A 15,538-nucleotide genomic window follows, 5' to 3' on the forward strand; every position below is an offset into this window, starting at 1 on the left:
TGGGTGGTCCGTGGTGTGGCACGGCGCCTCCTCCCCCGACGGGGTCTCCGCCGCTGATCCGACCCCGGTGGTGAGCCAGGGGATGTGGGGCCCGTCGAACGGGCTGAGGGTGGCTGGTGAGGCCGCTTGCTGTGGAAGGTACCAGGATGCGAGCAGGGCTCGACACCCCCGTTGTGGGGTCACGACTTGGACTGCCTTCGTTGACAGTTCGATGACTAACAGTTAGTGTCCTGATCATGCAGGCACCGGACTTCACGACACCGCTCCAGCTCATGCGGTGGATCGGATGGGCACAGCGCAAGGGCGCCGAGGAGTGGGTCCGTGAACGCGACCTCACCCACGAGCAGTCCTTCGTGCTCGGGTACCTGCAGGAACACCCCGGCGCCATCCAGCGGGACGTCGCCGAGGCCACCCGGACCAGCGCGGCCAGCGTCTCGAGTCTCCTGCAGGGGCTCGAGCGGCGTGGCCTGATCGAACGACGACCGGACGCCACGAACGGGCGGACGAAGACGGTGCACGCTACCCAGGCGGGCATCGACCTCATCGCCGGGTTCACCGACGCGATGGTCGCCCTCGACGACTCCCTGCTCGCACCCCTCGACGAGGACGAACGCGCCACCCTGCGGCGACTGCTGCAGAAGGTGACCGCGGAACTCGCGCCGCCGACCCGCTAGCCGCACCACCGCACCGCCGGCGCCACGCGCGCCACCGCACCGACCCGCTCACGCACCACGCGCCTCCCGGCCGGATCCGCCGGCGCGCCTTCGCGACCCCGCGATCCCGCGCCTTCCCGACCCGCGACCCTGCGATCCCGCGATCCCGCGATCCCGCGATCCCATCGGTCGCACGCTCCCCCTGCCGTGCCGGCGTCCGTCGGCGCGCCCACCGCCATGCCCGGAAGGGAATTGTCATGTCCTCCACCACCACCACCGCGGCGACGAACCGCTGGTACCTCTCCGCTGCCCCGATCGCCCGAGCCCTGGTGCACCTGTGCGTGCCGATGGCCGCCGCGATGGTCGTCAGCGCCCTGTACAACGTCATCAACGCGGGCTTCATCGGCGCCCAGCACGACACGTCCCTGCTCGCCGCGATCACCTTCGGCACGCCGCTGCTCGGCCTGGTGATGGCCGTGGGCGGCGTGTTCGGCGTCGGCGGCAGCGCGTTGATGTCCCGGCTGCTCGGCGCCTCGGAACACGACCCCGACAAGGCCCGGGACATCAAGCACGTCGCCTCGTTCGCCCTGTGGGGAGCCGTCGTGACCGGCGCCGTGCTCGGCGTCGTCGGACTCCTGCTGCTCCGCCCGCTCGTCGCCGTCCTCGGTGCCGACGCTGCAGCGGTCCCCGCCACGAGCGATTACGTCGCCGTGATGCTCGCGTTCGTCCCCGTCCTCGCCGCGTCCTTCGCGCTCGAGCAGATCGTCCGCTCGGAGGGCGCCGCGAGGCAGGCGATGATCGGCCTGGTCCTGTCCACGGTCGGCAACCTGGTGTTCGACGTCCTGTTCATCCTGGGGCTGCACTGGGGTGTCGGCGGCGCCGCACTCGCGGTGGGCCTGGCCAACGTGGTCTCGATCGCCTACTGGGTGACCTGGCTGCAGCGGAACAGCGAGAACGTCAGCTTCGCGCCGAAGTGGTTCACCCTGCGTGCGGACATCCTGAAGCCCGTGTTCGGCATCGGCGTCGGCGAGCTGCTGCAGTCCGCGTTCCTCATCGTCACGACACTCGTCCTCAACAACCTCGCCGCCGCCTACGGTGACGACCCGCTGGCGGCGATGGGCGTCGCGGTCCGCATCGCCCAGGTGCCGGAGTTCCTGGTGATGGGCGTGACCATCGGCGTGCTGCCGCTGCTCGCCTACGCGTTCGGAGCGGGTGACGCAGCTCGACTGCGCTCCGGCCTGCGCGCCGCGGCCCTGACCGTCGGCGGCATCGTGCTCGTCTTCTCCGGCACCGTGTTCGTGTTCCGCGAGCAGGTCTTCACGATCTTCTCCGGTGACCACTCGGTGCTCGCGATCGGCATGACGATCCTGACGGCACAGCTCGTCGCCGCCGTCGTCAACGGGTTCACGGGACTGCTCACCTCGCTGTTCCAGGCGACCGGGATGGTCATGCCCGCGATGGTGCTGTCGATGGCGCAGGGCGTGCTGTTCATCCCGATCGTGATCGCCGGCAACGTGTGGTTCGGGCTCGCCGGGATCATCTGGGCACTCACCATCACCGAGGGCATCGTGTTCGTCGCCGCGGTCGTCCTCTGGCTGGCGACGCGGGGGCGCATCGCCCGAGGCCTGGCCGAGGGCAGCGCGGCACGCGCCGACGCCGCGCTGGAGGCCGCCCCCGTGGCGTGAGGCGCGTCGCCCCCGGCGTCACGCACCACGTGCGGACGGGAGGCCCGGTGCCGGTCCGGCACCGGGCCTCCCGTCCGTCGCGTGGTCACGTTCCGTGCGCCGCGTGCGCTTCGTGGGCTCGCTGCGTGTGTGCGCTTCGTGAGCAGGAACGGTCGGGTGCGTGCGTGCGACCCGACCGTTCCTGCTCACGAAGTGCGCTGGCGCCGCTGCCGCCGCGCGCGCTACGCGCTGCGGCCGCGCCGCAGCAGCAACACGACGACCGCGCCGGCCACCAGGACGGCCCCGGCGCCGAGGCCGATCCACACGCCCGGCGCGATGCCCGGCGACGAGGACGGAGCACCGTCCGAGGCTCCGGTGGCCGTCGCGGTGGCACTCGACGTCGGAGCGGTGCTCGCCGTCGGGGTCGGGGTGACGCTCGCGCTCGGGGTCGACACGGGCGCTGCGGCCCGGTACTCGAACGCGAACGTGCCCTCGATCGGGTGGCCGTCCGGCGACACGTACCGCCAGAGCACCGTGTAGCGGCCCTGGTCGAGGTCGACCGCGCGGCGCATGGTCGTCCCGGAGACCGTCACGTCACCCCTGGCGACGTCGGCACCGGAAGCGTCCGTCACCTGGATCCGGAGTCCGGCGTCGAGGCCGGCGAGCGGTGCCTCGGAGAAGGTCAGGTCGACGGACTCGAGCGGTTCGGTGACGACCGCCCCGTCCGCCGGGGTACTGCTGGTCAGGGCCGAGTGGGCCGACGCGGGCTGGACACCGACGAGCGTCAGCAGTCCCGCCGCGACGATCGCCAGTGCCGCCGCCGTGGTTCGAGCTGTGCGCATGCGCAGACTCTACCGACGGTCGAGCGGCAGCCCGCTGGGGGTCAGAGCTGCTCGCCGAGGAAGTCCGCGTAGGTGGGCTCGTAGCGCGCTTCGCTGACGCTGACGAGCTGGTGGCCGGTTCCTTCGAGGCGTTCGGCGACGAGGGCGGCGAGGTCTTCGGGCGAGCGGAGGCCGTGGCGGTGCCAGGCGTTCTGGATGGTGGCGGTCATGGCGACCAGCCCTTCGTCGAGATGATGCGCATCTCGGATCCGTCCGGGTCGACCCGCTGTGCCAGACCTCACAGATCGTGAGGAGCATCGTGACGACGAGTCCCTGATGACTGACCCGGTACCGCAACGATACGGTCGCGCCCGAGCGCCGTCGAGGCGGATGCGCTTCGCGGCTGACGGACGCGACGGACCGGCGCGGCGGGTGCGCTGTAGCGTCGGCCCATGGAGATCCTCTTCGTCCACGGCGCGCTCGTCCGCGACGGCGGCTGGTGGTGGCAACCCACCGCCGACCTGTTGTTCGACCGCACCGGTGTCCGCAGTCGATCGGTGGCACTGCCGTCCTGCGGCGAGGGCCCGTCCGGCTTCCCCGAAGGTGGTCTCGTCGAGGACGCGGCAGCGCTCCGGGCCGCACTCGACCGCAGCGACGGCGCGATCGTCGTCGGGCACTCGTACGGCGGCACGGTCATCGCCGAGGCCGGCCCGCACGATGCCGTCGAGCACCTGGTCTACGCGTCGTCCTACCTACCCGACGTCGGATCGGCCCAGGCCGGGATCATGTCGGACGAGCCCGATCCGGTGGCGATCGGTGATGCCGGGGACGGAGCCCTGGCAGTGGTCGGGTACGACGCCTCGTCGTTCGGCGCGCGGTTCCTGCAGGACGCCGACCCGGAGGTGCAGCGAGCTGCGTGGGACCGCGTCACCGCCCAGTCCGCTGCCGCGTTCGTCACGCCGACCACCGCCGCGGGCTGGCAGGGCGTCGACTCCACCTACCTGGTCTGCACCGAGGACCGGAGCACCACCGTCGGCCTCCAGCGAGCGCACGCGGCACGTGCGACGCGGAGCGTCGACGTCCCCACCGGGCACCATCCCTTCATCACCCGGCCCGACCTGGTCGTCGAGCAGCTCGAACTGCTGCTCGGGAGCGCCGCGGCCTGAGACGTCACGACGACGGACGGGAGGCCCGGTGCCATCTGGCACCGGGCCTCCCGTCATCAGGGCGTCGCGCCCAGGGCGCGGGTCCGCTCGATCAGTCGGTGCCGGAGTCGAAGGCAGCGCCCTCGGACGCGAGGTCCGTGCGACGACCCATCGCGTCCTCGGCGTCGGAGGCGACGATCGCACCGCCGAGGATCTCCTCGGCCTCGCCCGCCTCGAGCTCGCCGACGAGCTCGGCCGTCGCGCCACCGATGAGGCCCGCGGCCGCGTACTGCTCGAGCCGCGAACGGGAGTCCGCGATGTCGAGGTTGCGCATGGTGAGCTGGCCGATGCGGTCGTCCGGGCCGAAGGCGGCGTCGCCGACGCGCTCCATCGACAGCTTGTCCGGGTGGTACGACAGCGCGGGGCCCGTGGTGTCGAGGATCGTGTAGTCGTCGCCGCGACGCAGGCGCAGCGTGACCTCGCCGGTGACGGCGGAGGCGACCCAGCGCTGCAGCGACTCGCGGAGCATGAGGGACTGCGGGTCGAGCCAGCGGCCCTCGTACATCAGGCGACCGAGACGGCGACCCTCGTTGTGGTACGAGGCGACCGTGTCCTCGTTGTGGATCGCGTTGAGCAGGCGCTCGTAGGCGATGTGCAGCAGCGCCATGCCCGGAGCCTCGTAGATGCCACGGCTCTTCGCTTCGATGATGCGGTTCTCGATCTGGTCGGACGCACCCAGGCCGTGGCGGCCACCGATGGCGTTCGCCTCGTAGACCAGGGCGACCGCGTCGGTGTACTCGATGCCGTTGATCGCGACAGGGCGGCCGGCCTCGAACCGGACGCTGACGATCTCGGTCGCGACCTCGACGTCGTCACGCCAGGCGGCGACGCCCATGATCGGCTCGACGATGTCCAGGCCGCTCGACAGCTCTTCGAGGCTCTTCGCCTCGTGCGTCGCACCCCAGATGTTCGCGTCGGTCGAGTACGCCTTCTCGGTGGAGTCGCGGTACGGGAACCCGCGGGCGACGAGCCACTCGCTCATCTCCTTGCGGCCGCCGAGCTCCTCGACGAACTCGGAGTCGAGCCACGGCTTGTAGACGCGCAGGCGCGGGTTGGCCATCAGGCCGTAGCGGTAGAACCGCTCGATGTCGTTGCCCTTGTAGGTGGAGCCGTCGCCCCAGATGTCGACACCGTCTTCCTTCATCGCGCGGACGAGCATCGTGCCCGTCACCGCGCGGCCGAGCGGCGTCGTGTTGAAGTACGTCTTGCCGCCGGAGCGGATGTGGAACGCGCCGGTCTGCAGGGCGACCAGGCCTTCTTCGACCAGGGCGCTCTTCGCGTCGACCAGTCGGGCGATCTCCGCGCCGTACTCGTGGGCGCGGCTCGGGACGGCGTCGATGTCCGGCTCGTCGTACTGGCCGATGTCGGCCGTGTACGTGCAGGGGATCGCTCCCTTCTCGCGCATCCAGGCAACGGCGCAGGAGGTGTCGAGACCCCCTGAGAACGCGATGCCGACTCGTTCGCCGACGGGGAGACTGCTCAGGACCTTGGACACGGGGTCAATCGTACGGGGCCAGCGGGCCGCGCTACCGTCCGGGTCGACGGTTGACCGCACAAGCGACGCCCCACGGCTGCGCACGGCCTGGCGGCCCTTAGCGGAATCTCGCGGGCACTACGCACGAGACTCCAGTTGCGTGCAAGACTTTTCACATGCGCGCGAAGATCTCCGTGGTCAATCTCAGCACCCCCGGCGAGTTCATCGAGCCGAGCGACAACGTGACGTTGATTGTTGGGCCGAACAATGTCGGGAAGAGTGCCCTACTTGGCAACCTTCATTCTCATGTTACTTCCGAACCGCATCAGCCCCCGAACCCGGGTCCACAGCTTGTTGAATCGGCGAATGTGAGCTTCCCGCCGGTTACGGAATATATTGACAGCCTATTGAGAACGGCACAGCGATTCGAGCCGGGCACTTATCCCCGAGGTGCGTTCTACGAAGAAACTTTCATCTTCCCAAGCGGCACAGCGTTGACACGCGCATCAATCGAAGCTTCACTGCAAAGGAGCAACCATTTTGGGCAGGTAGCCAACGTCTTTGCTAACTACTTGGGACCCGAAGGGCGCGGGAGCGTCCTGCAGCCTCAACAGACTCCAGATTTGATGGGGGAGCCAGGACGGTCGCCCATGCAGATGCTTTGGGCGGACCGCAGGCTCGAGGCCACGATGGATAGCTACATGCAACGCGCATTTGGCCGACGGCTTACCGTTAATCGTCACGCTGGGCTGAATACCTACCTGCACGTCGGAAGCGTCTCGAGCGAAGAGCCCCAGCTGGGCACACAGGGCGACTATCTCGACGAGGTCATGGCACTTCCGTTGCTCTCCGTGCAAGGCTCCGGGATGCAAGCGTTCATGGGCACTATGCTCACTCTCGCAGCAGCTTCTTTCGATATAGTGCTACTGGACGAGCCGGAAGCCTTCCTACATCCCCCGCAGGCTCGGCTGCTAGGCGAAGTTGTCGCCGAACTGAGCCGCGATCGGGGCCTTCAAGTGATCGCCGCTACACACAGTGATGATTTTGTTCAGGGGGTACTGAACGCCTCGCGGGACGAAGCAGAGGTTTCAGTAGTTCGCATAACTCGCCCCGTGGATTACGAGAATCGCATTGCACAGGTCCCCCCCGAGTCCCTTAGATCGCTCTACCGGGACCCGTTACTTCGCTACTCAGATATCCTCGACGGTATTTTCTATAAAGGGGCCGTACTATGTGAGTCCGAGTCGGACTGTACGTACTATTCGGCAACCCTGGCACATCTTGAGACGACAGATGACCTATCGGCATCTGATCTCTTGTTCACTCAGTGCGGCGGAAAGGACCGATTCGACCGGGCATACAAAGCACTCGCGGCGGCTTCGGTTCCCACTGCCGTCATTGCCGACATAGACCTACTCGCCGACCGAGGCAAATTCGCCGCGCTATTCAATACAATGGGAGGCGACTTTAGCGTCATTGAAGCGAGCTACAATGTCATCGAAGCCTCCGTGAGAAACCAGAAGGTTGAGCCTACTCGCCTAGGGGTAAGAGAAGCGATGAACGAGGTACTTGGATCCTCAGAAGATCCAAAGCTCACGGCCGCCGAGTTGGTTCGTTTACGCGAAAGTGTGAGGTCAGAGTCTGGGTGGAAGCAGGTCAAACGGAAGGGCATCGGAGTCGTTGATAGCGGTGGCCCCACTATGGCGTTCGAATCGATCTTGGCCAGTTGCCGTGCCATCGGACTGTTCTTGGTCGCGGAAGGCGAGCTCGAACGCTTCCATCCCGAAGTGACCGGAAACAAACAAGAGTGGCTGAGAGCGGTGTTGGAGGGTGAATTGTTCAAGCAGGCGCCCAGTCCTCAGACCTTCGTCCGAGAAGTTCGCAACTTCATCACGAGCCACCAGTAGGCCTCGGGCCTCTCGACGCCGGCTGGCTGGCTCGCTGTGACGTTTACGATGGGCAGCTGCCGAATTAGGCGTGCAGAGCGGACTTGGGCCAGCGGCTTGTCCTGAGCACACTCATGCCCAGGCTGCTGGTGCCCCTGGAGGGACTCGAACCCCCAACCGTTTCCTTAGGACGGAACTGCTCTTCCATTGAGCTACAGAGGCTGGCCCGACCACTCTAGCGGCGGAAGCCCTGCAGGAACGCGTGCAGTTCGTCGACGAACAGGTCGGGCTGCTCGAACGGCGCGAAGTGCCCGCCGCGGTCGAGTTCGTGGTGGAACACGAGGTTCGTGGTGCGCTCGAGCCACTCCCGCGGCGCCCGCACGATGTCGCCGGGGAAGATCGAGAACCCGGACGGCACCTCGACCCGTCGCTCCAGCTGCTCCGCCGGGATCGCCGCGTTCGCGTGGTACATCCGCATCGCCGACCCGATCGTGGCGGTGGCCCAGTACTCGGTCAGCAGCGCCAGGACCTCGTCGCGCTTGTAGACCGACCACAGGTCCCCGCCGCAGTCGCTCCACGCCCGGAGCTTCTCGACGATCCAGGCCGCGAGACCCGCGGGTGAGTCGTTCAGCCCGACGGCCGCGGTCTGCGGCTTCGTCCGGTGCAGCATCGCGTAGGCGCCCTCGGCGGTGCGCCACCGATCGGTCGCGGCGACGAACTCCCGCTCGGCGGCGGACAACGTCGACGCATCCAGCCCCGGCCAGGCGAGCCCGCCGTCGATGCGGTGCACGGCGACGACCCGGTCGGGGTGGTCGAGCGCCAGGTAGCGGGCGACGTGTGTGCCGATGTCGCCACCGGACACCGCGAACCGCTCGTACCCGAGGTCCGTCATCAGCGTCGCCCACATGCCGGCCACCTGCCGGGCGTCGAGCACCTGGGGCGGCGCATCCGAGAATCCGTAGCCGGGCATGTCCGGCACGACGACGTCGTACCCGGCGGCGACGAGCATCGGCAGCACCTTGCGGTACCGCCACCCGGAGTCCGGCCAGCCGTGCGCGAGCAGGACCGGCAGGGCGTCGGGCTGCGGCGCGCGGGCGTGCAGGACGTGGATGCCGATGCCGTCGACGACGACGCGGCGCGAGGGCAGCGCGGCGAGCTCGGCGCGGTGCGCGTCGAAGTCGAACCCGTCGGCCCAGTACTCGACGAGCGGGCGCAGGACGTCGAGGTCCACGCCGAGCGACCAGCCGACCCCGGCGGGTGCGTCCGGCCAGCGCGTGGCGCGCAGCCGCGCGCGCAGGTCGTCGATGGTCGCGTCGTCGATGTGCGGTGTCTCGCCCATGCGGCCGACGCTACTCAGCGCCACCGACGCAGATCGGCGAGCGCGGACTGGAGCCGCTCCCACTGGCGGACCGACTGCATGTCCGCACAGGCCGTGACGAGCCTCCCGGCGGCGTTCACCTGGCGGACACCCGCGCATCCTCTGCCCGCAACGGGGTGCGTCGACGCTGGTCGGACCGCGCCGGTCCCGGCGCGACGGCACGTACCCAGGAGTCCCATGATCTCGCTCGTCTGCCTCGACATGGCAGGAACCACCGTCGACGACGGCGGCGTCGTCCTCGACGCCTTCCGCACCGCGCTCACCGACGTCGGCCTCGAGCGCGGGAGCACCGAGCACGACCGCGCCGTGCAGTACGCGGTCGACACCATGGGCCAGTCGAAGATCGCCGTGTTCACGGCGCTGTTCGACGGTGACGGTGTCCGCGCCGAGGCGGCCAACACCGCCTTCGAGCGTGCTTACGCACGAACCCTCGACCGCGGCGTGCGGCCGGTGGACGGCGCCGTCGAGACGCTCGTCGCACTCCGCGCAGCGGGGCGACGGATCGCGTTGACCACCGGGTTCTCGCCCGCGACGCGCGACGCGGTGCTCGACCTGCTCGGCTGGCGGCCGCTGATCGACCTCGCGCTCTCCCCCGCCGACGCCGGCCGCGGGCGCCCGTACCCGGACATGGTGCTCACCGCCGTGCTCCGGACCGCCACCGACGACGTCCGTGACGTGGCAGTCGTCGGGGACACCGTCGCCGATCTGCTCACGGGACACCGCGCCGGCGCCTCCGTCGTGGCGGGCGTGCGGACCGGGACGCACCAGGACGCCGACTTCGCGACGGTCGCGCACACCCACGTCCTCGACTCGGTCACCGAGTTGCCGTCGGTGCTCGCCGAGGTCGACGACGCCGCCGCCAGGGCGTGACGACCGCGTGACGACCTCACCGGTGCCGGAGGCCGCCGCGGTCGCACCGTTCGCCGGAGTGGTCGCATGCGCCGCGACTGACGGTCTCCCTCAGCCGAGGACCGTCGGCGCGATGCCGAGGCCGGTCGTCATACCGATGCCCGTGGTGACCGTCACGACGTCGACCCCGGGGACCGGCTGGTCGATGAGGAACTCCCGCCCCGGCGCCGAGGCGTAGACGCCCTGCCACCGGTCGACCACGGAGACCGGCGCACCGAACAGCCGCTCGGTCTCGGTGACGAGCAGCCGGAAGCCGTCCTCGTCCTGGAACGGCGGCGCGTCGACCCCGCGCTCGTGGGTGTCCCCGACGATGATGCTGCCGTCCGGCGGCGACGTGTACATCTGGTTGAGGTCCCAGCGGATCCCCTCGGGCAGGTCCGCGGCGAGCCGGTCCCGCAGGGCACCCGCTCCGGGCATCGCGGCGAACCCCGAGTAGCGGAGCAGCGACCACCCGGTCAGCAGCGGTGTGGCGAGCGGGAAGGCGAGCGGGATCGTCGCACGCAGCATGTGGAGCCGGCAGCGGACCAGGCCGATCGACTCGGCGAGCTCCGGGAAGAGCTGGTCGAGGTCGTGGTTGGTGCAGACGACGATCCGGGTCCCCTCCACGATGCCGCGACCGGTGCGGACGGCGCCGGTGGTGACCTCGAGCACGGGGGTGCGCCAGTGGAAGGTGACCCCCTGCCCGGCGAGCCAGCGCGCGATCGCGGGTGCCGCCTCCCGGGGGTCGACCTGCAGGTCGTGCGCGAGGTGCGCGCCGCCGAGGGCCGAGCCGGGGTCGACCGGCACCGCCGCTGTGATCTCGGCCGCGTCGGCCAGCCGCAGGTCCGCGCCGGAGTCGCGGTACTCCTCGAGCACCGCCAGCTCCTCGGGACGACGGGCGACGACGTGGGCACCGCGTTCGCGGGCCGTGAACCCGGCGAGCTGCGCGAGTGCGAGCCAGCGGCGGCGTGCTTCCTGCGCGTACCCGGCTGCCTCCCCGGTCTGCGGGGTGACGCAGGCGTGGCCGAAGTTCCGGACGCTCGCCCCCACGACCGCGCCCGCACGATCGACCACCGCGACCCGGGCGCCCTGCAGGAGCGCCTCGTAGGCCATGCCGAGCCCGACGATGCCCGCGCCGACCACGACGACGTCGTACCGTTCGGTCAGCGGCTGGTGGTCCGTCTCAGTGTCGAGTGCGGTGTGTGCGGAGCGGGGCATGAAGACCTTTCGGGCGGCGCGGAGTGCCGGTCCGGTGCGGATGCCGCAACTGTCGCAGGTCAGCGGTGGGGCGGGGTTCCGTCCCGGTGCACGCCGCGTGGACGGTGCGTGAACTCGGCGGGCACCTGCCCGGACAGGCGAGGACGCCCGCGGCGGTGCCGGGAGTCGCGGTGCGACCGCCGGACTGGAGGCCCGTGACGGCGTCGCCACGGGCCTCCAGTCCGTCTCCTGGTGCGGACCGACGGCCGCTACGCGGCCACGAGGTACTCGTCCCACTCCGCCTGCGGGCGCTCGATGCCGCGCACGACCCACGAGGACCCGTGCGGCACCTTCGGCGGGAATCGGAGGCGCCACCCCATCTCCTGCGGGGTGCGGTCACCCTTGGTGTTGTTGCAGGCCAGGCAGCAGGCGACGAGGTTCTCCCACGAGTCCTGCCCACCGCGCGACCGCGGCTGCACGTGGTCGATGGTGGTGGCGTGCCGGCCGCAGTAGGCACAGTGGTTGCCGTCCCGACGCAGCACACCGCGACGGGACACCGGCACGAGCCTGGAGTGCGGGATGCGCACGTAGCGGGTGAGGATGATGACGGACGGACGGTCGTAGCTCGACGTCGACCCGGTGACGGGGTGTTCGACGTCGGCGGCGACGATGGCGGCCTTCTGGTTCATGACCAGCACGAGGGCTCGTCGGAACGAGATCACCGCGAGGGGCTCGTAACCGGCGTTGAGGACGAGAGTGCGCATGGGTTCCCTTCCGACGTGCCTGGACGGCTTCCAGGCGCTGCGGGTGCGTCGGACCGACGACGCGAACGGGTGAGGACGACCTGTTCACACCCCTGGAACCACGAAGAGCACCACCCGGATGGGCAGTGCTCTCGTCATGCAGGGGCGTGCTCGTGCACGCAAGCTGTGCTCGACCATATGTCGACGCGCGCGCGCCGACCCATGGTGCGGGTCGTGCGGAACATCGACATGAGGGTCTCCTGTTCGCGCCGGTGCGGACCGGTGCAGCGTCAGGTTAACCCAGAAACCGGCCCGGCACGAGGGTGTGCGGGCCGGTTCCGGTGAAGTTCACACGCCGGAGGGGCAGTGGTCGCTAGATGCCGAAGCGGACGATGTGGTAGTCGCTCGTCCAGATCGGACGGATCTGCACGGTGCCACCGGGCTTCGGGGCGTCCATGATCATGCCGTTCCCCATGTAGAAGCCGTCGTGCGCCTCGTTGTTGAAGATGACGACGTCGCCGGGCTGCGCCTCGGACTCGGGAATCGTGGTGCCGGCCTGGTCCTGCAGCGGCACGGAGTGCGCGAGGTTGATGCCGTACTGGGCGTACACGAACATGATGAAGCCGGAGCAGTCGAAGCCCGACGGGTCCGCGCCACCGAAGACGTACGGGGTGCCGATGTACTGCTTGCCCGTGGCGACCACGGCCGGCAGCGAGAACGGGGTGTCGGCGGCGGACGAGCTGGCCGCGTACTCGGCGGCGGTGGGCCCGGTGTACGAGGAGTACTGCTTCGCGGTCGCGGCACGGGCGGTCTGGGTCTGCTCGGCCTGCTCGGCGGCTTCCTTCGCTGCGGCAGCCTGGTCGGCGGCGGCCTGCTTCGCGGCCTTCTCGGCGTCGAGCGTCGCGGTGGACGTCGCGCCGAAGCCGTCACGGCTCGTGTCGGCGAGCGCCACGGCGTCGGAGACCGACAGCTCCTGGCTCTGCGTGGCCCGCACCTGACGCTGGGCGTCGGCGGCGGCGGTCGAGTTGCTCGAGGTCGTCGCGGCGAAGGCCGGGGCGACCGCGACCGTGCCGAACATGCCGGCGGCCACGGTGAGGACGACCGGCGCGAGGAACTTGCGCTTGCGCGACGACGAGCTGGCCTTCGCGGTGCTCGCGGCTGCCGCGGCCTGCGCGGCACGACGACCACCGGGCAGCGGGCCGGAGCGCACCGGCACGACCTTGCGGACCGGGCGGCCCTCGGTCTCGCGCACGGCCCGCCGGGTGAGCGGGGCGGTGGTGGCGTTCTCGGTGTTCGTCGGGTTCGCGGGCGTCTGGTCGTCCGCGGCGGTACCGGTCTGCGTCAAGAGGTGTGTCTCCAACGTCTCGTCATCACGCCGCCGTGGGTGTCCGGCGGTGTGCAACCCCATCCGTTCGTCATCGTTTCCGATCGAGGCAGGAGACGGGTTCGAGACGTCCTGCCACGGGTCTCCGGCTCAGGGGCAGCGCGGCGACTCGGACGAGTGTACGGAAGCGTCGTTACCGAGTCGAGACCAAACGCCCCGCAGGTAACGAAACGGTAAAGACTCTCAGGAACGACCAGGAACGGTCAGCCGCGTTCGATGTAGACGTGCTGCGCGACCTCGATGGGCAGCTCGATGCCCGAGTCCTCGCCCTCGACGCGGACCGCGACGTAGGCGCCCGCGCGCTGCACGCTCGCCATGCGCCCGGGCATGACGCCGGCGGTGCGGAGCTGGTGCAGGAGCTCCGGTTCGAACTGCACGGGCTCGCCCAGGCGTCGGACGACCCCGGTCGTGACGGCATCGGTGCCCTCGGTCGCGGCGACGATGTTCTGGACACCGTCGAGGAACCCGGCGGCCGCGGGGCCACCGATCTCGGCCAGTCCGGGGATCGGGTTGCCGTACGGCGACTCGGTCGGGTTGCCGAGCATCTCGAGCAGGCGGACCTCGACCTGCTCGCTCATGACGTGCTCCCACCGGCACGCCTCGTCGTGCACGAAGGCCCAGTCGAGTCCGATGACGTCGGCCAGCAGGCGTTCGGCCAGACGGTGCTTGCGCATCACGTGGGTGGCGCGGGAACGACCCTCGTCGGTGAGCTCCAGGTGCCGGTCGCCCGAGACGACGACCAGGCCGTCGCGCTCCATGCGGGCGATGGTCTGCGAGACCGTCGGGCCCGAGTGTCCGAGGCGCTCGGAGATGCGCGCGCGCAGCGGCACGATCGCCTCTTCCTCGAGGTCGAGGATGGTGCGAAGGTACATCTCCGTGGTGTCGACGAGATCGGTCACGGTCCGCCTCTCATGTCTGGGCCCAGCGCCGACCACACTACTTGTTCGCACCGACGAACACCGACCGGCGCCCGGGTGCACGTGAGAAAGGGTCATCCGACGCGGTGGGCGGGCGGGCCGAACCCTCCCCGTCCGGCCGGTACACGGGCTCGGGCAGGCGGATCGTCGTCGGTAGGATCGGTGCATGGCAGACATCGTCATCCCGGCCGAACTCCTCCCCACCGACGGTCGCTTCGGCTGCGGTCCGTCGAAGATCCGCGGCGCCCAGCTCGAGTCCCTCGTGACGCGCGGTGCCACGATCCTCGGCACCTCGCACCGTCAGAAGCCCGTGAAGGACCTGGTCGGCAGCGTCCGCTCCGGCCTCGCCGACCTGTTCCAGATCCCCGAGGGCTACGAGGTCGTCCTCGGCAACGGCGGCTCGACCGCGTTCTGGGACGCCGCCGCGTTCGGCCTCATCGAGCGCCGTGCCGAGAACCTGTCCTTCGGCGAGTTCGGGTCGAAGTTCGCCAAGGCCGCAGCGGCCCCGTGGCTCGAGGCGCCGCACGTCGTCGAGGCGCCGGGTGGCTCCCTCGCTGCCCTCGAGCCGGTGGAGGGCGTGGACGTCTACGCCTACCCGCACAACGAGACCTCGACGGGCGTCATGGCCCCGGTCGTCCGCGCGACCGGTGACGCCGGCGCCCTCACCGTCGTCGACGCGACCAGCGCCGCCGGTGGCGCCCTGTTCGACGTCAGCGCCACCGACGTCTACTACTTCGCCCCGCAGAAGAACTTCGCCTCGGACGGCGGCCTGTGGCTCGCGCTGCTCTCCCCCGCCGCGATCGAGCGGATCGAGCGGATCGCCGCCTCCGACCGGTACATCCCGGAGTTCCTGTCGCTCAAGAACGCCGTCGACAACTCGCGCCTGAACCAGACCCTGAACACCCCGGCGATCTCCACGCTGCTGCTCCTCGACGAGCAGGTGCGGTGGATGAACGAGTCCGGTGGCCTGGCGTGGGCGGACCTCCGCACGAAGACGTCGTCGTCGACGATCTACGACTGGGCCGAGGCCAGCGACTCCGCGACCCCGTTCGTCTCCGATCCCGCCGCTCGGTCGCAGGTCGTCGCCACGATCGACCTCGACGACTCGATCGACGCCAAGGCCGTGGCCGCGACCCTTCGTGCGAACGGCATCGTCGACACCGAGCCGTACCGGAAGCTCGGCCGCAACCAGCTGCGCGTCGCGACGTTCACCGCGATCGACCCGGACGACGTCGCGAAGCTCGTGCGCGCGATCGACTTCACGATCGACGCCCTGCGCTGACGTCGGGATACCCACCGGAACGAAGACGGGCCCGGCACCACCCGAT

Annotated in this window: 14 protein-coding genes and 1 tRNA gene; 6 read left to right on the plus strand and 9 right to left on the minus strand. The window is 69.8% G+C overall.

The genetic code is table 11. From position 1 onward, the window contains the following. Positions 1-236 precede the first annotated feature (236 nt). Together DEJ03_RS00095 and DEJ03_RS00100 are read left to right on the plus strand one after the other, a co-directional pair. A complete protein-coding gene (locus tag DEJ03_RS00095) occupies positions 237-674 on the plus strand; it encodes a MarR family winged helix-turn-helix transcriptional regulator (protein ID WP_110863067.1) in 438 nt (145 codons plus the stop codon). Between the two features lie 236 nt (positions 675-910). Beyond that, on the plus strand, positions 911-2,338 hold the full coding sequence (locus DEJ03_RS00100) for an MATE family efflux transporter (RefSeq protein WP_110863068.1): 1,428 nt from the start codon (positions 911-913) through the stop codon (positions 2,336-2,338). A 221-nt stretch (positions 2,339-2,559) separates the two neighbouring features. Here the strand turns inward: DEJ03_RS00100 and DEJ03_RS00105 are convergent, their stop codons facing one another. Further along, positions 2,560-3,159 (minus strand): copper resistance CopC family protein, encoded by a 600-nt coding sequence (locus DEJ03_RS00105; RefSeq protein ID WP_110863069.1) that lies wholly within the window; start codon positions 3,157-3,159, stop codon positions 2,560-2,562. Positions 3,160-3,200: 41 nt separating this feature from the next. Next, entirely contained in the window at positions 3,201-3,368 is a 168-nt protein-coding gene (locus DEJ03_RS17770; protein WP_155896891.1) for a hypothetical protein, read from the minus strand. Between the two features lie 222 nt (positions 3,369-3,590). On the opposite strand from DEJ03_RS17770, the gene DEJ03_RS00110 reads away from it, so the two are divergent. Further along, positions 3,591-4,304: an alpha/beta hydrolase gene (locus tag DEJ03_RS00110; protein WP_110863070.1), complete on the plus strand. Its 714-nt coding sequence runs from the start codon at positions 3,591-3,593 to the stop codon at positions 4,302-4,304. A gap of 91 nt (positions 4,305-4,395) precedes the next feature. On the opposite strand, the gene argG is transcribed toward DEJ03_RS00110, so the two are convergent. After that, entirely contained in the window at positions 4,396-5,838 is a 1,443-nt protein-coding gene (gene argG / locus DEJ03_RS00115) for an argininosuccinate synthase (RefSeq protein ID WP_110863071.1), read from the minus strand. 155 nt (positions 5,839-5,993) lie between these two features. On the opposite strand from argG, the gene DEJ03_RS00120 reads away from it, so the two are divergent. Further along, complete coding sequence (locus tag DEJ03_RS00120; protein ID WP_110863072.1) at positions 5,994-7,724, plus strand: ATP-dependent endonuclease; 1,731 nt, start codon at positions 5,994-5,996, stop codon at positions 7,722-7,724. 126 nt (positions 7,725-7,850) lie between these two features. Here DEJ03_RS00120 and DEJ03_RS00125 read toward each other — a convergent pair. Both DEJ03_RS00125 and DEJ03_RS00130 read right to left on the minus strand, forming a co-directional pair. After that, positions 7,851-7,925 (minus strand) — tRNA-Arg (locus tag DEJ03_RS00125). 13 nt (positions 7,926-7,938) lie between these two features. Further along, positions 7,939-9,042, minus strand: coding sequence for an epoxide hydrolase family protein (locus tag DEJ03_RS00130; RefSeq protein WP_110863073.1), 1,104 nt, complete (start codon positions 9,040-9,042; stop codon positions 7,939-7,941). Positions 9,043-9,258: 216 nt separating this feature from the next. On the opposite strand from DEJ03_RS00130, the gene DEJ03_RS00135 reads away from it, so the two are divergent. Then, on the plus strand, positions 9,259-9,951 hold the full coding sequence (locus tag DEJ03_RS00135) for an HAD family hydrolase (RefSeq protein WP_110863074.1): 693 nt from the start codon (positions 9,259-9,261) through the stop codon (positions 9,949-9,951). 90 nt (positions 9,952-10,041) lie between these two features. Here the strand turns inward: DEJ03_RS00135 and DEJ03_RS00140 are convergent, their stop codons facing one another. The 4 genes from DEJ03_RS00140 to DEJ03_RS00155 all read right to left on the minus strand — a co-directional run bounded on the left by DEJ03_RS00140 (position 10,042) and on the right by DEJ03_RS00155 (position 14,192). After that, positions 10,042-11,187 carry a TIGR03364 family FAD-dependent oxidoreductase gene (locus tag DEJ03_RS00140; protein ID WP_110863075.1) on the minus strand — a complete coding sequence of 382 codons (1,146 nt, stop codon included), beginning with the start codon at positions 11,185-11,187 and terminating at the stop codon, positions 10,042-10,044. Positions 11,188-11,435: 248 nt separating this feature from the next. Further along, positions 11,436-11,930, minus strand: coding sequence for an HNH endonuclease (locus DEJ03_RS00145; protein ID WP_027466591.1), 495 nt, complete (start codon positions 11,928-11,930; stop codon positions 11,436-11,438). Positions 11,931-12,282: 352 nt separating this feature from the next. Continuing rightward, on the minus strand, positions 12,283-13,254 hold the full coding sequence (locus DEJ03_RS18305; protein ID WP_110863076.1) for a C40 family peptidase: 972 nt from the start codon (positions 13,252-13,254) through the stop codon (positions 12,283-12,285). A gap of 242 nt (positions 13,255-13,496) precedes the next feature. Next, entirely contained in the window at positions 13,497-14,192 is a 696-nt protein-coding gene (locus tag DEJ03_RS00155) for a metal-dependent transcriptional regulator (protein ID WP_110863077.1), read from the minus strand. 184 nt (positions 14,193-14,376) lie between these two features. Here DEJ03_RS00155 and serC point away from each other — a divergent pair, with 184 nt between their 5' ends. Next, positions 14,377-15,492 (plus strand): phosphoserine transaminase, encoded by a 1,116-nt coding sequence (gene serC, locus DEJ03_RS00160; protein WP_071404063.1) that lies wholly within the window; start codon positions 14,377-14,379, stop codon positions 15,490-15,492. Positions 15,493-15,538 lie beyond the last annotated feature (46 nt).

Source organism: Curtobacterium sp. MCLR17_043 (genome assembly GCF_003224215.1).
Lineage (GTDB): Bacteria > Actinomycetota > Actinomycetes > Actinomycetales > Microbacteriaceae > Curtobacterium > Curtobacterium flaccumfaciens.

Bases quoted from the DNA above. Each gene is read 5' to 3' on its own strand.
- DEJ03_RS00095 (WP_110863067.1), top strand. From the start codon at position 237: ATGCAGGCACCGGACTTCACGACACCGCTCCAGCTCATGCGGTGGATC.
- DEJ03_RS00100 (WP_110863068.1), top strand. From the start codon at position 911: ATGTCCTCCACCACCACCACCGCGGCGACGAACCGCTGGTACCTCTCC.
- DEJ03_RS00105 (WP_110863069.1), bottom strand. From the start codon at position 3,159: ATGCGCACAGCTCGAACCACGGCGGCGGCACTGGCGATCGTCGCGGCG.
- DEJ03_RS17770 (WP_155896891.1), bottom strand. From the start codon at position 3,368: ATGACCGCCACCATCCAGAACGCCTGGCACCGCCACGGCCTCCGCTCG.
- DEJ03_RS00110 (WP_110863070.1), top strand. From the start codon at position 3,591: ATGGAGATCCTCTTCGTCCACGGCGCGCTCGTCCGCGACGGCGGCTGG.
- DEJ03_RS00120 (WP_110863072.1), top strand. From the start codon at position 5,994: ATGCGCGCGAAGATCTCCGTGGTCAATCTCAGCACCCCCGGCGAGTTC.
- DEJ03_RS00130 (WP_110863073.1), bottom strand. From the start codon at position 9,042: ATGGGCGAGACACCGCACATCGACGACGCGACCATCGACGACCTGCGC.
- DEJ03_RS00135 (WP_110863074.1), top strand. From the start codon at position 9,259: ATGATCTCGCTCGTCTGCCTCGACATGGCAGGAACCACCGTCGACGAC.
- DEJ03_RS00140 (WP_110863075.1), bottom strand. From the start codon at position 11,187: ATGCCCCGCTCCGCACACACCGCACTCGACACTGAGACGGACCACCAG.
- DEJ03_RS00145 (WP_027466591.1), bottom strand. From the start codon at position 11,930: ATGCGCACTCTCGTCCTCAACGCCGGTTACGAGCCCCTCGCGGTGATC.
- serC (WP_071404063.1), top strand. From the start codon at position 14,377: ATGGCAGACATCGTCATCCCGGCCGAACTCCTCCCCACCGACGGTCGC.